At 69.9% G+C, this 22,883-nt stretch carries 22 protein-coding genes; 13 read left to right on the top strand and 9 right to left on the bottom strand.

Features of this window, described 5'->3' with window-relative positions:
* Positions 1 to 12 precede the first annotated feature (12 nt).
* The 3 genes from purE to DA1_RS25745 are packed head-to-tail and all read left to right on the top strand — an operon-like array spanning position 13 to position 2,680.
* Complete coding sequence (purE, locus tag DA1_RS25755) at positions 13 to 510, top strand: 5-(carboxyamino)imidazole ribonucleotide mutase (RefSeq protein WP_012202922.1); 498 nt, start codon at positions 13 to 15, stop codon at positions 508 to 510.
* Entirely contained in the window at positions 507 to 1,670 is a 1,164-nt protein-coding gene (locus DA1_RS25750; RefSeq protein ID WP_034389905.1) for a 5-(carboxyamino)imidazole ribonucleotide synthase, read from the top strand. Before purE ends, DA1_RS25750 begins: the two co-directional genes overlap by 4 nt.
* An 11-nt stretch (positions 1,671 to 1,681) precedes the next feature.
* On the top strand, positions 1,682 to 2,680 hold the full coding sequence (locus DA1_RS25745) for an L-threonylcarbamoyladenylate synthase (RefSeq protein ID WP_034389903.1): 999 nt from the start codon (positions 1,682 to 1,684) through the stop codon (positions 2,678 to 2,680).
* Positions 2,681 to 2,695: 15 nt separating this feature from the next.
* Here the strand turns inward: DA1_RS25745 and DA1_RS25740 are convergent, their stop codons facing one another.
* The gene (locus tag DA1_RS25740; RefSeq protein WP_034389901.1) at positions 2,696 to 3,592 is read right to left on the bottom strand and encodes a MurR/RpiR family transcriptional regulator; all 897 of its coding nucleotides are present in this window, start codon (positions 3,590 to 3,592) and stop codon (positions 2,696 to 2,698) included.
* Between the two features lie 100 nt (positions 3,593 to 3,692).
* On the opposite strand from DA1_RS25740, the gene DA1_RS25735 reads away from it, so the two are divergent.
* Genes DA1_RS25735 through DA1_RS25720 form a run of 4 tightly spaced genes read left to right on the top strand, consistent with a single transcriptional unit; the run spans position 3,693 to position 8,553 of the window.
* Positions 3,693 to 5,666, top strand: a complete 1,974-nt coding sequence (locus DA1_RS25735; RefSeq protein WP_034389897.1) for a bifunctional 5-dehydro-2-deoxygluconokinase/5-dehydro-2-deoxyphosphogluconate aldolase — start codon at positions 3,693 to 3,695, stop codon at positions 5,664 to 5,666.
* On the top strand, positions 5,663 to 6,466 hold the full coding sequence (iolB, locus tag DA1_RS25730; protein ID WP_034389896.1) for a 5-deoxy-glucuronate isomerase: 804 nt from the start codon (positions 5,663 to 5,665) through the stop codon (positions 6,464 to 6,466). The genes DA1_RS25735 and iolB overlap by 4 nt, the downstream gene beginning before the upstream one ends.
* A gap of 44 nt (positions 6,467 to 6,510) precedes the next feature.
* A complete protein-coding gene (locus tag DA1_RS25725) occupies positions 6,511 to 7,530 on the top strand; it encodes a Bug family tripartite tricarboxylate transporter substrate binding protein (protein ID WP_034398091.1) in 1,020 nt (339 codons plus the stop codon).
* Positions 7,531 to 7,572: 42 nt separating this feature from the next.
* Positions 7,573 to 8,553 carry a Bug family tripartite tricarboxylate transporter substrate binding protein gene (locus DA1_RS25720; RefSeq protein WP_034389895.1) on the top strand — a complete coding sequence of 327 codons (981 nt, stop codon included), beginning with the start codon at positions 7,573 to 7,575 and terminating at the stop codon, positions 8,551 to 8,553.
* 10 nt (positions 8,554 to 8,563) lie between these two features.
* Here the strand turns inward: DA1_RS25720 and DA1_RS25715 are convergent, their stop codons facing one another.
* Entirely contained in the window at positions 8,564 to 9,538 is a 975-nt protein-coding gene (locus tag DA1_RS25715) for a LysR family transcriptional regulator (RefSeq protein WP_034398090.1), read from the bottom strand.
* Positions 9,539 to 9,620: 82 nt separating this feature from the next.
* Here DA1_RS25715 and DA1_RS25710 point away from each other — a divergent pair, with 82 nt between their 5' ends.
* On the top strand, positions 9,621 to 11,159 hold the full coding sequence (locus DA1_RS25710) for a CoA-acylating methylmalonate-semialdehyde dehydrogenase (protein WP_034389893.1): 1,539 nt from the start codon (positions 9,621 to 9,623) through the stop codon (positions 11,157 to 11,159).
* Positions 11,160 to 11,223: 64 nt separating this feature from the next.
* Here the strand turns inward: DA1_RS25710 and DA1_RS25705 are convergent, their stop codons facing one another.
* The 3 genes from DA1_RS25705 to dacB form a co-directional block, all read right to left on the bottom strand.
* On the bottom strand, positions 11,224 to 11,895 hold the full coding sequence (locus tag DA1_RS25705; protein ID WP_034389891.1) for an OmpW/AlkL family protein: 672 nt from the start codon (positions 11,893 to 11,895) through the stop codon (positions 11,224 to 11,226).
* A gap of 31 nt (positions 11,896 to 11,926) precedes the next feature.
* Positions 11,927 to 13,060, bottom strand: a complete 1,134-nt coding sequence (locus DA1_RS25700) for an SGNH/GDSL hydrolase family protein (RefSeq protein WP_034389890.1) — start codon at positions 13,058 to 13,060, stop codon at positions 11,927 to 11,929.
* A 252-nt stretch (positions 13,061 to 13,312) separates the two neighbouring features.
* The gene (dacB, locus tag DA1_RS25695) at positions 13,313 to 14,785 is read right to left on the bottom strand and encodes a D-alanyl-D-alanine carboxypeptidase/D-alanyl-D-alanine endopeptidase (protein ID WP_373861126.1); all 1,473 of its coding nucleotides are present in this window, start codon (positions 14,783 to 14,785) and stop codon (positions 13,313 to 13,315) included.
* Positions 14,786 to 14,950: 165 nt separating this feature from the next.
* Between dacB and tsaB the strand changes: the two genes are divergently transcribed.
* The 4 genes from tsaB to corA all read left to right on the top strand — a co-directional run bounded on the left by tsaB (position 14,951) and on the right by corA (position 18,328).
* Entirely contained in the window at positions 14,951 to 15,691 is a 741-nt protein-coding gene (tsaB, locus tag DA1_RS25690; protein ID WP_034398089.1) for a tRNA (adenosine(37)-N6)-threonylcarbamoyltransferase complex dimerization subunit type 1 TsaB, read from the top strand.
* Positions 15,688 to 16,218: a ribosomal protein S18-alanine N-acetyltransferase gene (gene rimI, locus DA1_RS25685; RefSeq protein WP_034389888.1), complete on the top strand. Its 531-nt coding sequence runs from the start codon at positions 15,688 to 15,690 to the stop codon at positions 16,216 to 16,218. The genes tsaB and rimI overlap by 4 nt, the downstream gene beginning before the upstream one ends.
* Positions 16,209 to 17,168, top strand: a complete 960-nt coding sequence (locus tag DA1_RS25680) for a uracil-DNA glycosylase family protein (RefSeq protein WP_034389887.1) — start codon at positions 16,209 to 16,211, stop codon at positions 17,166 to 17,168. The genes rimI and DA1_RS25680 overlap by 10 nt, the downstream gene beginning before the upstream one ends.
* Positions 17,169 to 17,341: 173 nt before the next feature.
* Complete coding sequence (gene corA, locus DA1_RS25675; protein WP_013804498.1) at positions 17,342 to 18,328, top strand: magnesium/cobalt transporter CorA; 987 nt, start codon at positions 17,342 to 17,344, stop codon at positions 18,326 to 18,328.
* 33 nt (positions 18,329 to 18,361) lie between these two features.
* Here corA and DA1_RS25670 read toward each other — a convergent pair whose 3' ends face one another.
* From DA1_RS25670 to DA1_RS25660, 3 genes are read right to left on the bottom strand one after another with little or no spacing between them, the layout of a single operon-like run.
* The gene (locus tag DA1_RS25670) at positions 18,362 to 18,757 is read right to left on the bottom strand and encodes a RidA family protein (RefSeq protein WP_034389886.1); all 396 of its coding nucleotides are present in this window, start codon (positions 18,755 to 18,757) and stop codon (positions 18,362 to 18,364) included.
* Positions 18,747 to 19,889, bottom strand: coding sequence for a DSD1 family PLP-dependent enzyme (locus DA1_RS25665; RefSeq protein ID WP_034389885.1), 1,143 nt, complete (start codon positions 19,887 to 19,889; stop codon positions 18,747 to 18,749). The genes DA1_RS25670 and DA1_RS25665 overlap by 11 nt, the downstream gene beginning before the upstream one ends.
* A 28-nt stretch (positions 19,890 to 19,917) precedes the next feature.
* A complete protein-coding gene (locus tag DA1_RS25660) occupies positions 19,918 to 20,592 on the bottom strand; it encodes an HAD family hydrolase (protein WP_034389884.1) in 675 nt (224 codons plus the stop codon).
* Between the two features lie 72 nt (positions 20,593 to 20,664).
* Here DA1_RS25660 and DA1_RS25655 point away from each other — a divergent pair, with 72 nt between their 5' ends.
* A complete protein-coding gene (locus tag DA1_RS25655) occupies positions 20,665 to 21,573 on the top strand; it encodes a LysR family transcriptional regulator (protein ID WP_012202900.1) in 909 nt (302 codons plus the stop codon).
* A gap of 6 nt (positions 21,574 to 21,579) precedes the next feature.
* Here DA1_RS25655 and DA1_RS25650 read toward each other — a convergent pair whose 3' ends face one another.
* Positions 21,580 to 22,875 (bottom strand): MFS transporter, encoded by a 1,296-nt coding sequence (locus DA1_RS25650; protein WP_034389883.1) that lies wholly within the window; start codon positions 22,873 to 22,875, stop codon positions 21,580 to 21,582.
* Positions 22,876 to 22,883 lie beyond the last annotated feature (8 nt).

Here is a 22,883-nt window from a genome sequence, read left to right as displayed (position 1 = left end):
CGCCCTCACGACATGAACTCCATCCAGATCGGTGTGGTCATGGGCTCCAGCAGCGACTGGGAGACCATGCAGCACGCAGTTGCCATTCTTCAGCAATTTGGCATCGCCCATGAAGCCCAGGTCGTCTCGGCCCACCGCATGCCCGACGACATGTTCGCCTACGCCGAGGCCGCTGCCGGCCGGGGCCTGAAGGCCATCATCGCGGGTGCGGGGGGCGCTGCCCACTTGCCCGGCATGATTGCCGCCAAGACCGTGGTGCCCGTGCTCGGCGTGCCCGTGGCCAGCCGCCACCTGCAGGGAGTGGACTCGCTGCACTCCATCGTGCAGATGCCCAAGGGCGTGCCCGTGGCCACCTTCGCCATCGGCGCGGCCGGTGCGGCCAATGCGGCCCTCTTCGCCGTGGCCCTGCTGGCCAATGAGGACCCGGCCCTGCGCACCAGGCTCGAAGCCTTCCGCGCCGAGCAGACCGCCGCAGCGCGCGCGATGACGCTTCCCCCGGTGGCCGTATGAGCGCAGATGTGATCCTGCCGGGCGCCACGCTGGGCGTGCTGGGTGGCGGCCAGCTGGGCCGCATGTTCGTGCAATCGGCCCAGGCCATGGGCTATTTCACGGCCGTGCTCGACGCCGACCCGACCAGCCCTGCCGGCCTGGTCAGCCACCACCACATCCGTACCGGCTACGAAGACCCGCAGGGTCTGGCCGAACTGGCGCGCCTGTCGGCCGCCGTCACCACCGAATTCGAGAACGTGCCCGCCGCGGCGCTGAACCTGCTGGCCGCCCAGCGGCCGGTCTCGCCGGCTGGCTCCTCCGTGGCCATTGCCCAGGACCGCGCCCAGGAGAAGGCCCACTTCGTGCGCTGCGGCGTGCCCTGCGCGCCCTATGCGGTGATCGAGACGCCCGCCCAGCTGGCGGCCGTGCACGCCAGCCTGCTGCCCGGCATCCTCAAGACCGCCCGCATGGGCTACGACGGCAAGGGCCAGGTGCGCGTGAAGAACGCCGCCGAGCTGGCCACCGCCTGGGAGCAACTGGGCCGCGTGGCCTGCGTGCTGGAAAAAATGCTGCCGCTGGCCCATGAATGCTCGGTCATCGTGGCGCGCGGCCGTGACGGCTCCATGGTCAACCTGCCCGTGCAGCGCAACCTGCACCGCGAAGGCATCCTCTCCGTCACCGAGGTCTACGAAGGCAACCTGCCGCAGGCCCAGGTCGAGCAGGCGCTGGCCGCCGCGCGTTCCGTGGCCGACGGCCTGGACTACGTGGGCGTTCTCTGCGTCGAATTCTTCGTGCTGCAGGACGGCATGCTCGTGGTCAACGAGATCGCGCCGCGCCCGCACAACAGCGGCCACTACAGCCAGAACGCCTGCGATGTCTCGCAGTTCGAGCTGCAGGTGCGCTGCATGACCGGCCTGCCGCTGACGCAGCCGCGCCAGCACAGCCCGTCCATCATGCTGAACCTGCTGGGCGACCTGTGGTTCAAGGACGGCGAACAGGCCAAGGCGCCGGCCTGGGACCAGGTCCTGGCCCTGCCCGGCTGTCACCTGCACCTGTACGGCAAGCACGACGCCAAGCGCGGCCGCAAGATGGGCCACCTGAACGTCACCGGACCCACGCCCGAAGCGGTGCGCGCTGTGGCGCTGCAGGCCGCTGCCATCCTGGGCATAGAGCCGTTCTGAAGGCCCACGCGATGATTCTTGATGGAACGCTGGCGGCCTCTGTCCAGGCCGCCGCACAGGCGCTGCAGCGCGGCGAACTGCTGGGCCTGCCCACGGAAACCGTCTACGGCCTAGCGGCCGACGCCGACAACGACGCGGCCGTCGCGCAGATCTTCACCGCCAAGGGCAGGCCGCCCAACCATCCGCTCATCGTGCATGTGGCCGACAGCGGCGCCATCACGCGCTACGCACGTGAAGTGCCGCTGTTCGCGCAGCAGCTGATCGACGCCTTCTGGCCCGGCCCGCTGACCCTGATCCTGCCGCGCCTGCCCCAGGCCGCCCGGGCCTCGACCGGCGGCCAGGACAGCGTGGGCCTGCGCTGCCCCTCCCATCCCGTCGCCCATGCCGTGCTGGCCGCCTGCCAGCAGCTGCAGCCGCCCGTCTGGGGCGTGTCGGCGCCCAGCGCCAACAAGTTCGGCCGCGTCAGCCCCACCACGGCGGCCCATGTGGCCGGCGAGTTCGGCGACACGCTGCTGGTGCTGGACGGCGGCGCCTGCGAAGTGGGGATTGAATCGACCATCGTGGACTGCACGCGCGGCGTGCCCGTGCTGCTGCGCCCCGGCGCCATCACGCGCGACGATATCGAGCGCGCCTGCGGCCAGCGCCCCCTGTCCAAGGAAGAGCTGCAGGAAAACACGCCACGCGCCTCCGGCACCCTGCTGGCCCACTACGCGCCCAACGCCCAGGTGCGCCTCATGGACGCAAAGCAGCTGCAGGCCGGGCTGGACGTGCTGGGCGCCGACGCCAGGAACCTGGCCGTCTACCACCGCACACCGCTGCGCACTGCATCGCGCGCCGTCACGCTGCGCGCCATGCCCGCCGACGCCGCCGCCACCGCGCGCGAGCTGTTCGGCGCCCTGCGCGACTTCGATGAAGTCGGCGCCAGGCTGATCTGGATCGAGACCCCGCCCGACACGCCGGACTGGGAAGGCGTGCGCGACCGGCTGCTGCGCGCGGCGGCGGCCGGCTGACACCAACACCCTCTTCTAAGGCTTGCGGGACGGCTCGTACGCCAGCTCCATCCGGTAGGCCAGCGCCAGGAACAGCGACTGCGCCAGGGTCAGCGTGCTGGTCAGCGAGCGAAAGCCGAAAGTGGCTGCGTCCTGGGCCAGCAAGGTGACGGTGGCGCGGGATGCCAGGGGGCTGAGCTGGCTGTCGGTCAGCGCCAGCAGGCGCGCGCCGCGTGCCAGGGCCGCGTCCACCATTTCCAGCGTTTCGGGCGCATAGGGCTCGAAGGAGACGGCCAGCATCACGTCGCCGGGCGCCAGCGCGCGCAGCTCGCCCTTTTGCATGGCGCCCAGGCCGTGCAGCCAGTGCACGGGCTTTTCGGTGTGCTGCAGCGCATAGGCCAGGTAGGCGCCGACGGGGAAGGCCCGGCGCGAGGCGGCCAGCCACAGCGAGGGGGCATCCAGCATGAGGTCCACCGCCGCCTCGAACTGCTCGGGCGGCAGACCGCGCTGCAGGGCCTGCAGGCTTTCGATGCTGCCTTCGATGACCTCGTGCGCCAGGCGCGCGCTGCTGCGTGGCTCGTTGCCCGAGGCGATCAGGCCCCGGATGCGATCCTGGTAGTCATGCTGGGCCGAGAGCTGGCGCGCCGCATCGGCGCGGAACAGCGCCTGCAGTTCCGAGTACCCCGAGAACCCGAAATGCTTGGCAAAGCGCACCACGGCCGAAGGCTGCACGCCACATTGCTCGGCCGTGGCCTGGATGCCGTCGAAGGCCAGGCGATCACCCTGCATTTCCACATGGCGGCCGATGGCCTTGAGCTGGCGGCTCAGGGCCTCGAAGCCTTCGCGCAGCACGGTGAGGAAGGCGGCGCGGTCAGCGTAGGGGCCGGCCAGCGAGGGGGCGCCTGCATCGCCAAGGGTTTTTCTATTTTTCATATATATGGAAAACTTTTTCTATTTCGATCTATGATCGCATGCACGCAACGATTATGGACAGGCCCGCACGTGGGTGTCCGCAACGCACAGGCCTATGACGATGAGCATGCTGAACTTTCCCTCCGACCGGCCGCTGGACGTGGCCTGCCTGGGCCGACTGGCCGTGGACCTTTACGCGCAGCAGATCGGCTGCAGCCTGAAGGAGGCCAGCAGCTTTGCCAAGTACCTGGGCGGCTCCTCGGGCAACATGGCTTTCGGCACGGCGCGCCTGGGGCTGCGCTCGGCCATGATTTCGCGCGTGGGCGATGAACAAAATGGCCGCTTCCTGGTCGAGACGCTGCGCCGCGAGGGCTGCGACACCAGCCAGGTGCAGGTCGATGCCCAGCGCCTGACCGGCATGGTGCTGCTGGGCATCAAGGACCAGGAGACCTTCCCCCTGCTCTTCGCCCGCGAGAACTGCGCCGACATGGCCCTGGACGCCGCAGCCATCAGCGAGGCGTTCCTGGCCCGCTGCCGCTGCCTGGCCATCACGGGCACCCACCTGAGCGCACCCGGCGTGCTGGCCGCCAGCCGCAAGGCACTGGAGATGGCTGGCCGCCACGGCCTGGTGCGCGTGCTGGACATCGACTACCGGCCCGTGCTGTGGGGCCTGGCCGGACGGGGCGATGGCGAGACACGCTATGTGGCCAGCGCCGAGGTCAGCCGCAGGCTGCAGGCCGAGCTGGGCCAGTTCGAACTCATCATCGGCACCGAAGAGGAATGGCTGATCGCCGGCGGCGTGGAGGGCGACCTGATCGCCAGCCTGCGCCGCGTGCGCGAATGCAGCCGCGCCGTCTTCGTGGTCAAGCGCGGGCCGCTGGGCTGCTCGCTGATCGAGGGCGAGGTGCCCGATGCGATCGCCGATGCGCCCACGGTGCTGGGCGAGCGCGTGGAAGTGCTCAATGTGCTGGGCGCGGGCGATGCCTTTGCCTCGGGCCTGCTGTCCGGGCTGCTGCGCGGCAAGAGCCTGGAGGAATCTGCGGCGATTGCCAACGCCTGCGGAGCCATCGTGGTCTCGCGCCATGGCTGCGCGCCGGCCATGCCCACGCAGGCCGAGCTGGCGCACTGGTTCTCGGGCCACCGCCATCCGCGTCCCGACCAGGACCCCGAGCTGTCCCACCTGCACCGCGTCAGCCGGGCGCGGCCGCAGTGGCCCGCGCTGTGCGTGCTGGCCTATGACCACCGCAGCCAGTTCGACGATCTGGCGCGCGAGGCCGGCGCAGCGCCCGCGCGGCTGCGCCCGCTCAAGCGGCTGATCAACGAGGTGGTCGCCCAGGTCGAGCGCGATCCGGGCAACGCGGGCCGCATGGGCGTGCTGATCGACGGCCGCCATCACCTGGGCGAGGCCGCGCTGCACGACGCCACGGGACGCGGCTGGTGGATAGGCCGGCCCATCGAGCTGCCGGGCTCGCGCCCGCTGCGCTTTGACGGCACGGACTCGCTGGCTTCCGAGCTGCTGCACTGGCCGCAAAGCCATACCGTCAAATGCCTGGTCTTCTACCACCCCGACGACACGCCCGCACTGCGCGCCGAGCAGGATGCCTGGCTGCAGCAGGTCTGGACCGCCACGCGCGCCAGCGGCCATGAGCTGCTGCTGGAAGTGATCCCGCCAAAGGACACCCTGGCACCCGACGACCGGGGCGAGGCCGTGCTGCGCGCCATACGCCATTTCTACGACCTGGGCCTCAAGCCCGAATGGTGGAAGGTCGGCACCATGGCGCGCGAGAACTGGGAGGCGCTGGACGCCCTGGTGAACGAACGCGATCCCTGGTGCCGGGGCGCCGTGATCCTGGGCCTGTCCCAGCCCGTGGAGCAACTGGTGCAGGGCTTTGCCCAGGCGCGGGCGCCCGTGGTCAAGGGTTTCATGATCGGCCGCAGCGTCTGGGCCGGACCCGCGCTGCAGTGGCTGCGCAACGAGCTGGACGACGCCGCGCTGCGCGATGCCGTCGCCGCCAACTTCCGCGCGCTGATCGCGGGCTGGGATGCCAGCCGCGTGGCCGCGCGCCAGGACATCACCGAAGGAGCCGCGGCATGAGCCTTCTCGTCAAGGCCGCGCCCGGCCGCGTCGTCACAGACATCACGCCCGCCAGCGCGGGTTGGAAGCACATCCACTTCAAGGCCCTGCGGCTGCAGGCAGGCGAGGTGGAGGCACTGTCCACCGGCCCGCTCGAATACTGCATCACCGTGCTCACCGGCCAGGTGGATGTGCAGGTCGGCAGCCAGGCGTTCAGCGCCCTGGGCAGCCGCGCCAGCGTGTTCGAGGAGGGTGCGCCCACGGCCGTCTACGTGCCGCCCGGCCAAAGCCTGCGCATCACGGCGCGCGGCCCGGCCGACATTGCCTTGAGCGCCGCACCCGCCACGGGCCGCCACGCCACGCGCGTGATCGCGCCCGAAAGCATGCGCCGCAGCGTGCGCGGCCAGGGCAGCAACACGCGCCATGTCTGCGACATCCTGCCCGAGACCGAGGCGGCCGAGTCCCTGCTGGTGGTCGAGGTCATCACGCCCGCAGGCAACTCGTCCAGCTATCCGCCGCACAAGCACGACAGCGCCGACCCCGCCGCGCCGGACGCCGAGACCGTGCTGGAGGAAACCTACTTCCACCTGCTCAACCCCAGCCAGGGCTTTGCCTTCCAGCGCGTCTACACCGATGACCGCAGCATCGACGAAGCCATGGCGGTGGAGCACCGCGACACCGTGATGGTGCCGCGCGGCTACCACCCCTGCGTGGCCCCGCACGGCTACGACCTCTACTACCTCAACACCATGGCCGGGCCCGAGCGGCGCTGGGCCTTCCGCAACGACCCCGCGCACGAATGGATGCTGCGGCCGCGCTGAAGCACGGCGCAACAGACACCCATAAAAACCACCGGAGACAAAAAATGCTGTTCAACCCAATGGCCCTGCACCGCCAGGCCTGGCTTTCCTGCGCCCTGCTGACGCTGGGCATGGGCACCGCCCAGGCGCAATCCACCCCAGCCCCGTCCTCCCAGAGTGCGCCAGCCTGGCCCACCCAGCCCGTCAAATGGGTGGTGCCCTACGCACCGGGCGGCACCACCGACGTGATCGCCCGCCAGCTGGCCGTGCAGATGGGCAAGGACCTGGGCCAGCCCGTGGTGGTGGACAACCGTCCCGGCGCGGCCAGCATCATCGGCGCCACGCTGATCGCACGCGCCCCGGCCGATGGCTACACGCTGGGCACGGCCGACTCAGGCACGCTGGCCTTCAACCCCGCCATGTATGCGCGCCTGAGCTATGACGCGGGCAAGGACTTCAGCTACATCGGCGGCCTGGGCCGCATGCCGCTAGTGCTGGCCGTGCATCCGTCCTTCCCTGCGAAGAATGTGCAGGAATTCCTGGCGATGGCGCGCAAGGAGCCGGGCGGCATCTCCTCGGCCTCGTCGGGCCCGGGCTCGCCGCTGCACGTGGCACTGGAGCTGTTCAAGCAGCGCACGGGCACCCAGATCCTGCACGTGGCCTACAAGGGCTCGGCCCCGGCGCTGCAGGACCTTATGGCGGGACAGATCCAGTCCATGTTCGTGGACCTGCCGCCCAGCATCTCGGCCATCCGCGCGGGCAAGCTGCGCGTGCTGGCCGTGGCCACGCCCCAGCGCCTGCCCATCCTGCCCGACGTACCCACCATGGCCGAAGCCGGCGTGCCCGGCTTCGAAGCCTATGCCTGGCAGGGCTTCGTCGGCCCCGCCCACCTGAGCCCCGCGCTCACCGAGCGCCTGAACAAAAGCCTGGCCACCGCCCTGCGCCACCCCGAAACGCGTGCCAAGCTCGAAGAGATCGGCATACAGCCCATGGAGATGACGCCGCAGCAGTTCGCAGGCTTCGTGCGCTCGGAACAGGCGCTGTGGAGCGGCGTGATCAAGGCCGCCAACATCAAAATGGATTGAAGCACAGACATCGCCACATAACAAAGATCCCGGAGACAAGCCATGACCCTCGCATCCCGCCGCCAATTCATCCACTCGCTGGCCGCCCTGGCCGCAACGCCGGTCCTGCCCGCCATGGCGCAGGCACCGGCCGGCGCCTGGCCCCAGCGCCCCATTGAACTCATCGTGCCCTTTGCCGCTGGCGGCGGCACCGACGTGCTGGCACGCGCGCTGGCCGAGGTGGCGCGCAAGCACCTGCCGCAGGACCTGATCGTGCTCAACCGCGCAGGCGCCAGCGGCGCCGTGGGCTGGACCGAACTGGCCAATGCCCGGCCGGACGGCTACAAGATCGGCATCATCACCGTCGAGCTGACCATGATCCCGCACATGGGGCTGACCAAGATCAGCTCCGACGCCGTGCTGCCCGTGGCACGCCTGAATGCCGACCCCGCCACCATCGCCGTGCGTGCCGACTCGCCCTATCGCAGCATCGAGGAACTGATCGCCGCCGCGCGCAAGGACGAGGCCGCCGTGCGCATCGGCAATGCCGGCCCGGGCTCGCTGGGCCACCTGGCCGCCGCCGCGCTGCAGGACAAGGCGGGCGTGAAGTTCAACCACGCGCCCTACCGCGGCGCCAACCCTGCCGTGCTCGACCTGCTGGGCGGCCACATCGAGGCCGTGGCCGTCACGCCCGTGGAGGTGGCCACCTATGTGGCGGCCGGCAAGATCCGCCCGCTGGCCATCATGGCCGAGCAGCGCATACAGGCCGGCTGGGAAGCCGTGCCCACGCTCAAGGAGCGCGGCATCGACCTGCTCATCGGCGGCTGGCGCGGCCTGGCCGTGCCCCGCAACACGCCCGACGCCGTGGTCCAGACCCTGCGCAAGGCCATGGCCCTGACCCTCAAGGACCCCGCCCTGCGCGAAACCATGGCCAAGCAGAACATGGGCGAGGGCTACCTGGACCAGCCCGAATTCAAGGCCGTGATCGACCGCGACAACGCGGTGTTCAAGCAATTGGTGGACAAGCTGGGGATCAAGGCCTGAGGGGCCACCCTCAGCGAATGAACCCCGCCGCAAACGACGCCCGCAGGAACTCCACGAACACCGCCACCGCGCGCGGCACGTGGCTGGCGTAGGGGCGTATCGCGAACAGGTGTTCGCCGAAGGCATCAACGGGCCGCCAGCCGGGCAGCACCTCGCGCAGATGGCCGGAGGCCAGGCCCGATTGGGCGCTGAAGTCGGGCACCAGGGCGATGCCCAGGCCTGCCATGGCGGCGTCGCGCAGCATTTCGCTGTTGTTGGCGGCAAAGCCGCCGGCCACGGGCACGACGGTGCGTACTGCGTCTGCACTGGCGTCTGCACCGGCGTCCGCACCGGCATCGGCGGGCACGAAGCTCCAGGCCATGGCGCCCTGGGTGCGCGGGTAGTGCAGGCACTGGTGCGCGGCCAGGTCCTGCGGGGTGGCCGGGGTGCCGTGCGCGGCCAGGTAGTCCGTGCTGGCCACCAGCAGCGAGCGCGTGGGCGCCAGCGCCCAGGCCACATGGGTTTCGGGCGGGGTGGAGGCATGGCGCACGGCGATGTCGAAGCCCTCCATCGCCAGCGAGCGCAGGTGGTCAGACAGGTCCAGCTCCAGCCGGATCTGCGGATGGGCGCGCAGGAAGGCCGGCAGCCGGGGCATGAGCTGCTGGCGCGAGAAGGCCACGGGCGCGGTCACGCGCAGCAGGCCGCGCGGCTCGGCAGCCAGGTCGCGCACGCCCGCAAAGCTGTCGGCGATGTGCTCGAAGGCGCCGCGCGTCTCGTCCACCAGGCGCTGCCCCGCTTCGGTCAGGCGCACGCTGCGCGTGGTGCGTGTGACCAGGGCCACGCCGGCCGCGCGCTCCAGCTCGGCCACGCGCTGGCTCATGGCCGCCTTGCTCACGCCCAGGCGCGCGGCGGCCGAGGTGAAGCTGCCTTGCTGCTCCAGCACGACCAGCCAGTGCAGGTGGCTCCACAAGGCCTCGGCCTTGGCATCGGGTTTTTCATTTGCCATGCAGGGATTGTTCAGCAAAATGAACAATCAATTCAAGCGCAGCGCCTAGGCAGGCCGAAGGCGCACTCCTAGACTGGCTGGCATGAACACCGCAAACACCTCCTTCGCTTCCATCGTCCATTACGTCAACGGCCAGCGCACGGCAGGTGCCAGCGGCCGCGAGCAGGACGTGACCAACCCGGCCACCGGCCAGGTCACGGGCCGCGTGGCCCTGGCCTCGCGCGCCGATGTCGATGCCGCCGTGGCGGCCGCCCAGGCGGCCTTCCCCAAGTGGGCCGACACGCCGCCGCTGCGCCGGGCGCGCGTGATGTTCCGCTTCCTCGAACTGCTCAACCAGCACAAGGACGAACTGGCCCACGCCATCACGGCCGAGCACGGCAAGGTCTTCACCGATGCGCAGGGCGAGGTCAGCCGCGGCATCGACATCGTGGAGTTCGCCTGCGGCATCCCGCAGCTGCTCAAGGGCGATTTCACCGACCAGGTCTCCACCGGCATCGACAACTGGACGCTGCGCCAGCCGCTGGGCGTGGTGGCGGGCGTGACGCCGTTCAACTTCCCCGTGATGGTGCCGATGTGGATGTTCCCGGTGGCCATTGCGGCGGGCAACACCTTCGTGCTCAAGCCCAGCCCCATCGATCCCACGCCCTCGCTGCTGATCGCCGACCTGCTCAAGCAGGCCGGCCTGCCCGACGGCGTGTTCAACGTGGTCCAGGGCGACAAGGAAGCAGTGGATGCGCTGATCGAGCATCCCCAGGTGAAGGCCGTGAGCTTTGTCGGCTCCACGCCCATTGCCAACTACATCTATGAGACGGGCGCGCGCCACGGCAAGCGCGTGCAGGCCCTGGGCGGCGCCAAGAACCACATGGTGGTCATGCCCGATGCCGATATCGAGCAGGCCGTGGACGCACTGATCGGCGCCGGCTACGGCTCGGCCGGCGAGCGCTGCATGGCCATCAGCGTGGCCGTGCTGGTGGGCGATGTGGCCGACCAGCTGCTGCCGCGCCTGATCGAGCGCACCAAGGCGCTGAAGGTGCTGGACGGCGAGGACCTGGCCGCGGAAATGGGCCCCATCGTGACGCGCGCCGCGCACGAGCGCATCAGCGGCTACATCGACCTGGGCGTCAAGGAAGGCGCGCAGTTGCTGGTCGATGGCCGGGGCTTCGACGGCAAGGCGGCCGGCGCCGCCACGGGCACCGACACCTCGGGCGGCTTCTGGCTGGGCGGCACGCTGTTCGACCATGTCACGCCCGACATGCGCATCTACAAGGAAGAGATCTTCGGCCCCGTGCTGGCCGTGGTGCGCGCCAAGGACTTCGCCGAGGCCGTGCAGCTGGTCAACGACCATGAGTTCGGCAACGGCGTGGCCTGCTTCACACGCGACGGCAATGTGGCGCGCGAGTTCGGCCGCCGCATCGAGGTCGGCATGGTCGGCATCAACGTGCCGATTCCCGTTCCCATGGCCTGGCACGGCTTCGGCGGCTGGAAGCGCAGCCTGTTCGGCGACATGCACGCCTACGGCGAGGAAGGCGTGCGCTTCTACACCCGCCAAAAGAGCATCATGCAGCGCTGGCCCGAGAGCACGCCCAAGGGCGCGGAATTCGTGATGCCCACGGCCAAGTAGGCGCAGGCCCGCTCCATGAAAAAACCAGCCCGCGGGCTGGTTTTTCTTTGGGGACTGCGACCTGTCAGAAGCGGTATCCGATGCCGATGGCGTAGACGTTGGGATTGAGCTTGAGCGACACGCTCTGGCCCGAGGACAGGTGTGCCGTGGTCTTCAGGAAGCTTTTGTAGTAGGCCACGTCCAGGAACCAGCGCTCGTTGAAGTTGTAGACGAAGCCGATCTGCGGCGTCAGGCCCCACTTGCTGTCCACCGAGGCCGTGGTGGGGTTGGCCAGCGTGCCGCCGGTCAGGCCGTTGAGGGAGGCCGTGGTGCGCTCGCCGAAGAACTTGGCATAGGTCACGCCCAGGCCCAGGTAGGGGCGGAAGGCGGAGTTGGCCTCGCCGAAGCGGTACTGCGCGAACACGGTGGCGGGCAGCACCTTGGTGCGGCCGAGCTTGCCCGTGCCGGAGATGGCGCCATCGCCCACGAAGTCGTGCTTGAACGGCAGGCCCACGGGCACGTCGATGGCCCAGTTGTTGGTGACCATGTAGGTCACGCCGCCCGTGAGCTGGCTGTTGGCCTTCACGTCCACGCGGGTGTCGGGGAAGCTGGGCGTGCTCAGCCAGCCGCTGCTGGTCTGGGGATCGATGCGCGTGGCGCCCAGGCGCACGCTCCAGGTGCCGGCGGACTGGGCGGTGGCGGCCATGCAGGCCGTGGCCATGGCCACGGCGGCGGTGATACGCAGGAATGTCTTCATGGATGTGTCTCCTCGTGCTGCGTGTCTGCTATCACAGCCAGCCTGCGCGGGCCAGGGTGCGGGAGGCCAGCTGGCTCATTTGCTGGTGGCCATAGGGCGTGGGGTGGAAGCTGTCGGCAAAGGCATAGCTCTTCCACCAGTTGGCGCTGGTCTCGCCCACGGGAATGGAGGCGGACAGCGCGGCCTCGGTGCAGGTCGGGAAGCTGTAGGTGGGCAGGCCGTCGGCGCCCACGCCGGTGGCAGGGCAGGCCGCCTTTTTCACGTTGGTGTAGGCGTACTGGGCGGGGTCAGCCATCTGCTGGCGGAACTCGCTGTAGAAGTCGATGATGGCCACGCGGCTCTCGCCCGCGAAGCCGGCCGCGACCTGCTGGTTGAAGGCCTTGACCCAGCCGTCGAACACGGTCTCCAGCTGCGCGGCGGCGGCCGAGCCCTGCTGCTGGGCCACGGACTGCAGCACCAGCTGGAAGCGCGGCGTCAGCGTGATGGCGGGCACGTTGAGGATGGCCACGCGCGTGGCGCCCTTGCCCAGCACATTGGTCTGGATGCTGGAGACAAAGCCCTTGGCCAGGTTCTGCATGTATAGGCCACCGGCCTGGGCCATGCCGGTCTGGCCCTGCTGCAGCAGCGCGCCCAGCGTGGCCGCGTCGATCTTGGTGGACAGCAGCGCCTTGAAGTTGGCGCCCTGGTCCCTGGAAGCGGCCAGGAAGGCGCCGATCACATCGGCCGCGTCATTGGCGCCACCGTCGATCACGGCCAGGTCATCGGCCGTGAAGCCTGCCGCGCCGGCCAGCAGGATCTGCTGCGTGATGGAGATGGGCGCCGTGGGCGCGCTGGTGTAGTTGATGCGGCCGCCGCCCACGGCGTAGTTGTTGCACGAGGTGTTGGGCGTGAAGGCCGTGCCGTTGAAGCGCGGGCACAGGGAGATGTTGTACAGGCCCGCCACGCGCTCGGCCCAGACCTGGTTGGAGCCTGCGCCCGTCAGCGTGGCGTTCTGCACGGTGAACTTGTAGCCGAAGGTGCCGCTGTCGGAGAGGCTGTCGCCCATCACCTTGACGGAAGTGATCTTGGCGCGGGGAGTGGTGTCGGCGCCGCTGCCGCCGCCGCAAGCGGCCAGCAGGCCGGCCGTGGCCAGAGCGGCCGCGAGGATTCGATAACGATTTGCCAAGATGGAATCTCCGTGAAGTGTTATGAATAGCACGACCGTGCTTTTTTGCTAAAGCCATCGTAACGACACTTGCGCATTGGCGACACCGGGCAACTACGGATAGAAATCGCACGCCGACAAGGCAATTCGCACGCGGGCGAACAGACGATAAGGACCGCCGCATGGCCCGTGGGTAGGACAACGTCCTTGCTGGAAAAACAATGAAAAAGGGCCTGCGAAAGCAGGCCCTGCACAAGACGCGAAGGCGCCCGATCAGCGGTCGCGCGCCGTCCAGTCCACCAGCGCATCCCAGGCCGCGCGCGCGGCCGGGGCGTTGGTGTGGTTGGCCATGGCCACCAGCACGTAGCGGCGGCCGCTGGCCCCGTCCACATAGCCGGCCAGGGCCGAGGCATCGCGCAGCGTGCCGGTCTTCAGATGCGCCATGCCCTGGGCCCGGCTGAGGCTGCGGCGCAGCGTGCCATCCACGCCGACGATGGGCATGGAGGCCACGAACTCCGGCATCACCGGCGAGGCCCAGGCCTGCTGCAGCATGCGGCCCAGGCCGGAGGCGGTGATGCGCGCCTCGCGGCTCAGGCCGGCGCCGTTGTCGGCCACGGGCTGATCGGCCGCGCCCCAGCGCGCCTGCCACCACTGGCCCAGGGCCTGGCGCGAGGACTCGAAGCTGGCCACGCCCGTACGCTGCATGCCCATGGTCAGGAACACCTGCTGGGCCATGACGTTGTTGCTGTACTTGTTGATGTCGCGCACCACCTCGGCCAGCGAAGGCGATTCGCTCTGGAATGCTGGCTGCAGCCCGGTCGGCACGCGGCCGTCGTGCACGGTGCCGGTGAGCTTGCCGCCCAGCTCGCGCCACATGCCCTCGATGGCGCGGGCCGCGAAGGCCTCGGGCTGGGCCGGCGCCAGCGACCAGCTCTTGTCGCCGCAACTGGCCGGGAACGGGCCGGCAAAGGCGATGCGCAGCGGGTCGGCCATGTCCAGCTGCAGCCGGGCGCGCCAGTCGCCGCATTCGCTGCCGGCCGGCGCCAGTGGCACGGTTTCCTGCTGCTGGATGCCGGCCAGCGGCGGATCGTATTGCAGCCGCGCCACGCCCGCCGCCGCGTCGGGCGTGAAGCCCACGGTCACGGCCTTGTAGTTGACCAGCAGCGCGTCGGGCGCCACGTTGTAGGGGCGCCAGGGTTCGTTGTCGAAGGTGGCCGCGTCATGGCCGCTCACGGAAAACGCGCTGCGGTCCAGCACGATGTCGCCCACGATGACCTTGATGCCCATGCCCTGCAGGCGGCGCAGCATCAGCCACAGCCGCTCCATCACGAGCTTGGGATCGCCCTGGCCCTGGATGTACAGCGGCCCGCGCAGCACGCCGTCCTGCACCGGCCCGCCCAGGAAGACGGGCGTGCGCCAGACATGTGCGGGACCCAGCTGGTCCAGCGCCGCATAGGTGGTGACCAGCTTCATGACCGAGGCGGGGTTCATGGCCACATGGCTTTGCCAGTCCAGGCGCGGGGCAGCCCGGCCATCGACCTCGACCACCAGGGCCGAGACCGCGTCGCGCGGCAGCTTGGCGCGCGCAAGCGCCGCCTCCACGGCCGGGGGCAGCCGGCTTTCGCGTGCAGTCTTGGTGGACAGCGAGGCCGGCGAAGTGGGCGCATCTGCCTGGGCGCTTGCCACGCCGGGCAGGACAGACGCCGCCAGCAGCGCGGCCGCCAAGCCCCGGCGTGAACGCGGCATTCCGAGTGAGAAGGCGGAGGAAATCGAGGAAATAAGGGAAGAAGACGGCGAAAGATGCAACATGGCCGGCAAGTCTACGCCGGTCATTGCAGCCCTGCCGGGCGCGGGACGGGCGGGGCACCGATAATCCTGCACTTGCTGCGGCACCGCCGCCTGCCCCAAGCCATGAATCTTCTTGCCCTAGACACCAGTACCGACACCCTCTCCATCGCCGTGCAGCGCGGCGATGCCGTCTGGGAGCACAGCGGCCCCGGCGGCCCGCAGACCTCGACCGAGCTGATCCCCGCCATCCTGGCGCTGATGGCCCAGGCCGGCCTGGAATTCGCCGAGCTGCAGGCCATCGTCTTCGGCCGGGGTCCGGGCTCGTTCACGGGCCTGCGCACGGCCTGCTCCGTGGCCCAGGGGCTGGCCTTTGCCGCCCGCGTGCCCGTGCTGCCCATGGACAGCCTGCTGGCCGTGGCCGAGCAGGCCCGCATGCAATACGGCTGCACCGACCTCATCGCCGTGATCGATGCGCGCATGAACGAGGTCTATCACGCCGCCTATCACTGGAGCGACGGCCGCTGGAACGACATTGGCGAGCAAAGCGGCGACTTCGGCCTGTGCGCGCCCGAGGCCCTGCAACTGCCGCCCGGCACCGTGGTGGCCGGCAACGCCCTGGCCGCCTACGGCGAGCGCCTGGCGCCCCAGGCCAGCCACCTGGCCGCCCTGCCCACCGCCGCCGCCATGCTGCGCCTGGCCCCGGCCCTGCTGGCGGCCGACCGCGCCTTGCCGGCCGACCAGGCCCTGCCGCGCTACATCCGCGATAAAGTCGCGCAGACCACGGCCGAGCGGGAGGCTGCCAAGGCGGCCGCCGCGCTGGCCCTGGCCACGCCCACCCCAGAGGCCACCCCGCCCGCACCATGAGCACGCACACGCCACAGCCCTCGCGGCCGCAGCCGCCCCTGACCGACGCCCCGGCTCCGGCGCCGGAGCGGGACAGCGTGCGCTTCGAGCCGCTGAACGTGCTGTGGCTGGACATGCTGCTGCCTGTGGAGCAGCAGGCCTACTCGCATCCCTGGTCCCGTGGCAACTTCATCGATGCCATGGCGGCCGGCAATGAAGCGCAGCTGCTGGTCGATGCCCGGGGCGAACTGGTGGGCTACTTCGTCGCCATGATCGTGCTCGACGAGGTCCACCTGCTCAACATCACCGTGGCCCCGTCGCGCCAGCGCCAGGGCTGGGCCCGCATCCTGCTGGACGCGCTGGCCCTGTGGGCGCGCCAGCGCAAGGCCCAATGGATCTGGCTGGAAGTGCGCGAGAGCAATGTCCGCGCACGCAGCATCTACGCCGCGCATGGCTACCAGGAGGTGGGCCTGCGCAAGAACTACTACCCCATGCACGACGGCCCGCGCGAGCATGCCGTGCTCATGAGCCTCAAGCTATGGCCCTGAATCTAGACACCCGCCAGCGGGCCATGCTGCACGCCATGGGCATCACCGTCTGGCTGCCCGAGCCCGAGACCGCACCCGCCGTGCTGTCCGAGGCCCTGGCTGCGCCCGCCGATGCGCCTGCAGCGGCGCCCCTGGCAGATCCGCTGGCGGCCCGCCCCGTGCCGCCGCCCGTGCAGGAGGCGCCCTCCCCGGCGCCTGCTGCACCGGCGCCTGTCGCCGCGCCAACGCCCGCACGCGTTCAGGTGCCTGTTCAGGCGCCTGTCCAGGCGCCACCGCCTCCCGCACCCGTGCATGCCTCTCCCGCCCCCGTCATTCCCGAACGCGAACGCCCGCCGCGCCGCTACGTGCAGCAGCCCGTGGCCGGCGCCCCCGGGCTGGGCTGGCGGCTGGGCCCCGTACGGCCCGTGTATGCGGCAACCCCGCCTGCCGGTGATGGCGGCGAAGGCGGCTGGCTGATCCTGCTGGAGCCGCCCGCCAACTCGCTGCCCCTGCCACCCGCCCAGCGCCCCGGCCCCGACTGCGCGCGCACCGCGCTCGAAGGCGACGCGGCCCGGCTGCTGGACAACATGCTGCGCGCGCTGAACCTGCAGGACCATCCGCGCCTGTACAGCGCCGCCCTGCACCGCGTGCAGCCTGCGGCCGAAGGACAGGAGGCGCCCGAGGTCCCGGCGCTGCAGCCATCGCTGGAGGCGCTGCTGCGCGATCTGCGCCCGGCCTGCGTGCTGGTGCTGGGGCTGGCCACGGCGCGCGCCGTGCTGCAGCGCCAGGAGGCGCTGGGCCGCCTGCGTGCCGAGCCGCACCGCATTGCGGGCGTGCCCGCCGTGGTCAGCTACGACCCCAACTACCTGCTGCGCGCCCCCCAGGCCAAGGCCGGCGCCTGGGCCGACCTGTGCCATGCCCAGGCTTTTGTGACAGGCCGCCAGATGCCCCCTGGAGCCGCTTCCGAATAGCGCAGCCGGCCCGCATGCTGCAGCGCAACGCTGCATAATCCAACGCTTTGCATCTTGGAGAAAGCTCCGTGGAAACCTACCCCAGTTGGTAGCTTTCAACTCCCGGTTGGCCTGTGGGGTTGAAAGCACCTCCGATACCCCGCACGCCTGAGAAGAACACCTGGAGTGAGCCTATGCTCAACATCTTTACGCTGGCCAATGGCCGCCTGGTTCAAGAAGAGATCGAGTCGCTGGAGGAGCTGTCCCGCTTCAAGCCGATCTGGGTGGACCTGGAGTCGCCCACGGTCGAGGAAAAGCGCTGGATCAAGCAGCACTACGAGCTGTCCATCCCCGAGGATGCGATGGACGACGACATCGAGGAATCCGCCCGCTTCTACGAGGAAGACAACGGCGAGCTGCACATCCGCAGCGACTTCCTGATCGACGATGACGAGGACCCGCGTTCGGTGCGCGTGGCCTTCATCGTCAACGAGCACAACAAGAACCTGCGCAGCTGCGGCGTGCTTTTCTCCATCCACGACGAGGACGTGCCCGTCTTTCGCCTGCTGCGCATGCGCGCGCGCCGCGCGCCGGGCCTGATCGACGAGGCCAAGGACGTGCTGCTCAAGCTCTTCGACGCCGACGCCGAATACTCGGCCGACACGCTGGAGCGCATCTACGACGACCTCGAAAAAGCCAGCCAGATGGTGCTGTCCGGCGACGTGACCGACGACGTGGCCCGCGAGGTGCTGGGCGCCATTGCGCGCCAGGAAGACTTGAACGGCCGCATCCGCCGCAACGTCATGGACACGCGCCGCGCCGTCAGCTTCATGATGCGTTCCAAGATGCTCAATGCCGAGCAGTTCGAGGAAGCGCGCCAGATCCTGCGCGACATCGAATCGCTGGACAGCCACACGGCCTTCCTCTTCGACAAGATCAACTTCCTGATGGATGCCACGGTCGGCTTCATCAACATCAACCAGAACAAGATCATCAAGATCTTCTCGGTGGCCAGCGTGGCCCTGCTGCCGCCCACGCTGATCGCCAGCGTCTACGGCATGAACTTCAAGTTCATGCCCGAGCTGGAATGGGAGTTCGGCTACGTCTACGTCATCGGGCTCATGGTGCTCAGCGCCGTGGGGCCCATGCTCTACTTCCGCAAGCGCGGCTGGCTGAAGTAGCGGCAGCCGGCCCCCCCGGGCCGGAACGCCTTCTCAGGCCAGCGCCACGGCCTCGATCTCCACCTTCAACCCGAAATGCAGCGCCCCCGTGGGCACCACGGCGCGCGCGGGCCGGTGCGCGCCGGCCCAGTCCGCGTAGATGCGGTCAAAGGCCGGCCAGTGCGCCATGTCGTCCAGGTACACGCGCACCTGCAGCAGCCGCGGCACGCCGCTGCCGGCCAGCTCCAGCGCCGCTGCCAGGTTGGCCAGCGCCTGCCGGGCCTGGTCCTCGAAACCGGCATCCACCAGGCGCGTGCCGTCGGGCCGTATGGGCAGCTGCCCTGACACGAAGACCAGCCCCTGGCCCGTGGCCGTGTGGCTGTAGTGGCCGCCCGGCGCAGGCAGGTTCGGCGATGCATGGCGCAGATCTATCCCGCTTTCACCAGCCATGGAGCCGCTCCCAGGTTTGCACCGAGCCATCTGCCGCCAGCGCCTGGTAGGCCGGGAACTGCGCGCCCGTGGCGCAGGCATGGTTGGGCAGGATGCGCAGCCGCGTGCCCAGGGGAAAGCGCGTGGCGATGTCGGCCTCCGCCGCGCCATCGGCCCGGGCCAGAATGCCGTGCTCCTGGTTGGCGCCCGTGAGCACGAAGCCCGGCATCACCAGCCCCTGCAGGTCGCAGACCTGGCCGTAGCCGAAATCCTGTTTCTGCCGGGCCGTTCCGCGGTCGCGGCTCATGGCCATCCAGCCCGCATCCACGATGGCCCAGCCCTTGTCGGCCTGGTGGCCGATCACGGTGGCCAGCACCGACAGCGCCACGTCCTCGGCCGTGCACACGCCGATGTTGCGCATCACCAGGTCGAAGAACACGTAGACGCCTGCGCGCACCTCGGTCACACCGTCCAGCCGGCTGGCCGCCAGCGCCGTGGGCGTGGAGCCCACGCTGACCACGGGGCACGGCAGGCCGGCCGCGCGCAGGGCCTCGGCGGCCTGCACGCAGCCGGCGCGCTCGCGCTCGGCCAGCGCCTGCAGCGCCTCGGGCGTATCCAGCTCGTAGCTGGAGCCCGCATGCGTGAGCACACCGCCCAGGCGCATGCCGCCGTCGTGCAGCGTGCGGCCAATGGCCAGCAGCAGCGGCGTGTCGTCTGCGCCCACGCCGGAGCGGTGGCCGTCGGTGTCGATCTCTATCCACACCTCGAAGGCCTCGCCCTGCTCGCGGCCGAACGCGGCAATGGCCTGGGCCGCCGCCACGCTGTCCACGATGAGCTTGAGGTCGCAGCCGCGCCGGCGCAGTTGCAGGGCCTGCGGCAGGCGGTGCGGCGCCATGCTCACGGCATACAGGATGTCGGTGGTGCCTGCCGCAAAGAACTGCTCGGCCTCCTTCAGGGTGGAGACCGTGATGCCCGAGGCCCCGGCCGCACGCTGCGCGGCGGCCACGGGCACGCTCTTGCTGGTCTTCACATGGGGGCGCAGGCGCACGCCCTGCGCGTCCATGCGCTGCTGCATGCGGGCGATGTTGCGCTGCATGCGGTCGAGGTCGATCACGGCAGCGGGCGTGTCCAGCGTCAAAAGAGTGTCTTGCATGGCGGCTCCTGAAAGAGACTTGGCACAGTCAGCGGCCTGCGGCAAAGCCGCGCAGCCAGGGCAAGGCGGGGGCCAGCGTGGAAGCTTCAGCTTCGGCGGCAGGCGCTCCATCGGGCCGCGACAGACCCACGCGGTTGTGCCAGAAGGTGCGCAGGCCCACGGCCGAGGTGCCGAACAGGTCATAGCCCGAACCGGCCACAAAGGCGGCCTGGTCCGCAGGCAGCCCCAGCCGGTCCAGCGCCAGCTGGTAGGGCCGGGGGTCGGGCTTGTAGAAGCCTGCTGCTTCCGAGGTGACCACCACATCCCAATCCACGCCCAGCAGCGCGGCGGCACGCTGACCCAGGCGCTCGGAGCAATTGGTCACCACGGCCAGGCGGCAGTGCGGGCGCAGGGCGGCCAGCAACTCGCGCGCGCCATCCCAGGGCTGCAGCTGGTCCCATTGCGCCTCCAGCCGGTCGGCGGCCGAGGCGGGCAGGCCCCGGTTGCGGGCCGCCTCGCGCACCAGGTCTTCATAGGGCTGGTAGGCGCCGCAGCCATAGGTCAGGCGCAGGTACTCGGCGCGCCAGTCGCGCCCTGCGGCCTCGCTGCCGGCAGCGCTGTTCCATACCGTCCAGGAGTCGAGCAAGGCGGTCAGCAGGTCGAAAAGCACGGCACGGGGCCAGGCGGCGGCGGTCGGTTCCGTCAGTGGGGCTGGGGTGTTCATGGCCTGGAACTGTACGGATGGAACCTGTGCCCGTGGTTAAATCCGCCGTCATCAATCGTTAAGGCAAATTGAATGATTGCCATCGAAGACCTGCAGCTTGCCGCCGCCCTGCTGCGCGAAAGCTCGCTGAGCGCCGCAGCCCGTGCGCTCGATGTGACGCCGCCTGCCCTGTCCATGCGGCTGCGCCGGCTGGAGGCAGAACTGGGCCTGTCCCTGGCCAACCGCAGCGCGCGGCGCCTGGCGCTGACGCCCGAGGGCGAGCGCTTCGCCCGCGAGGCCGTGCGGCTGCTGGGCCAGATCGAGGAGCTGCGCGACTCGCTGCACGGCGATGCCCGCCAGCTGGGCGGCACGCTGCGCATTGCCGCGCCCTTTGGCTACGGGCGCAGCCGGCTGGCCCCGGCCCTGGTGCCCTTCACGCGCCAGCACCCGCAACTGAAACTGCAGCTGGACCTGCGCGAAACGCCCTTCCCCGACCGCCACGATGCCGACGCCGTGGTCCACATCGGCGCGGTGCGCGACTCCTCCTGGGTGGCGCGCGAACTGGCCGCCAATGACCGCTGGCTGTGCGCCAGCCCCGACTACCTGCGCCGCCACGGCACGCCCGCCACGCCGCGCGAATTGCTGGAGCACGCCTGCATCTGCATCCGCGAGAACGAGGAAGACGTGACGCTGTGGCACCTGCGCCCGGCCGCCAGCCGGCGTGCCGCGGACGGCCAGACCCTGCGCGTGACGCCGTCCTACGTCACCAACGACGGCGGCGTGGCCCGCCACTGGGCCGAGCAGGGCCTGGGCCTGGTGCTGCGTTCGCAATGGGACATGGAGCAGGCCGTTGCCGAGGGCCGGCTGGTGCGCGTGCTGCCGGACTGGCATTTCGGCAGCGCGCCCGTCACCCTGCTGGTGCCCACGCGCAAGGGCCGCACGGCGCGCGTGCAGGCCCTGGTGACGTTTCTGGAGCAGTGCGCCGCAGCGGGTGCGCTGTAGTGCAGGTCAGGCCGTGCGCGCGGACCTGTCCCGGGCATCGCTGGCACTGTCGGCGCCCTGGCGGCGCTCGCGCAGCCACAGCACCAGGCCGCAGACCATGACCACCAGCTGCGTGCCCACCAGCAGGCTGAAGCCTGCGACGAACCCGCCACCGGCCGAATGCGAGGTCCAGCCGATGACGGCCCCCATGAGCGCAGGCATGAAGCCCGCCACCAGGGTCGCCGTGCCGTTGACGACGCCGTAGGCGCTGGCCACATGCTCGGGCCGCGCGCAGTACTGCACGGTGCTGGGGATGGCCGGGCTCATCAGGCCCCAGCAGAAGTTGGCGGCGATCAGGCAGTAGGCCGCCGCGTAGCGGTCTTCCATGTGGATGGCCAGCCAGATGGCCAGCGCCAGGCCCAGGCTGCCGCCGACGAAGATCAGCGGCACCTGGCGGCGCGGCAGGCGGTCGATGACGATGCCGCCGACCAGCACGGCCAGCACCGTGGCGTACTGCGGCAGCGAGGCCAGCCAGCCCATCTCGCGCAGCGAAAAGCCGCGCGACTCCAGATAGGCCGGCAGCCAGTTGCTGCTGCCCCAGAGGTAGGAGAAGAAGGCCGCCGACAGCACGGCCACCAGCACCAGATAGCGCGTGTGCATGGCGCCGCGCACGATCTGGCCGACCTGTCCCACCGCCTCGCCCAGCGAGCGCGGGCGCGGCATGCCGGTGTCCACGCGGGGCATGCGGATGAAGGCCAGCACCAGCGGGATGCCGATGGCCACATTGATCAGCCCCAGCACGTGGAACGAGGTCTGCCAGTCATGGCCGGCCACCAGGTAGCCGATCAGCGGGTAGCCCACCGCCAGCCCCAGTCCCGTGCCCATGTTCACGAAGGAGTTGGGCAGGCCGTTCTCGTGGCTCTGGAAATGCGCCTTGATGTAGCTGCCCGCCAGCGAGTACAGCGGCCCTTCGGAGATGCCCAGCAGGATGCGCGAGGCCAGCAGCAGGCCATAGCTGTTCATGGCCGGGGACAGAAAGGACACGGCGCCCCACAGCAGCAGGCCGACCACCAGGCTTCGGCGCACGCCGAAGAGCGCCGCGCAAAACGGCGTCAACACGAAGGAAGAAACGCCGTAGCCCACCATGAAGGCCGTGGCCAGCAGGCCCTGGCGCGTGCGGTCGTCGTGCGTCAGCCCGATGTGGTCCAGGAATCCCTGGTCGAGGATGAGGATCGAAAGGTTGATCCGGTCCACATAGGAGATGGCGACGATGATGAAGAGGCTGATCACCCCCCACCAGCGGGCCGCACGCATATCTTTCATGGCAAGTC

It is taken from the genome of Delftia acidovorans NBRC 14950, assembly GCF_001598795.1.
GTDB classification, from domain to species: Bacteria; Pseudomonadota; Gammaproteobacteria; order Burkholderiales; family Burkholderiaceae_C; genus Comamonas; species Comamonas acidovorans.
Note: the sequence above shows the minus strand (reverse complement) of the source record. Positions and strands in the feature narration are given on the sequence as shown.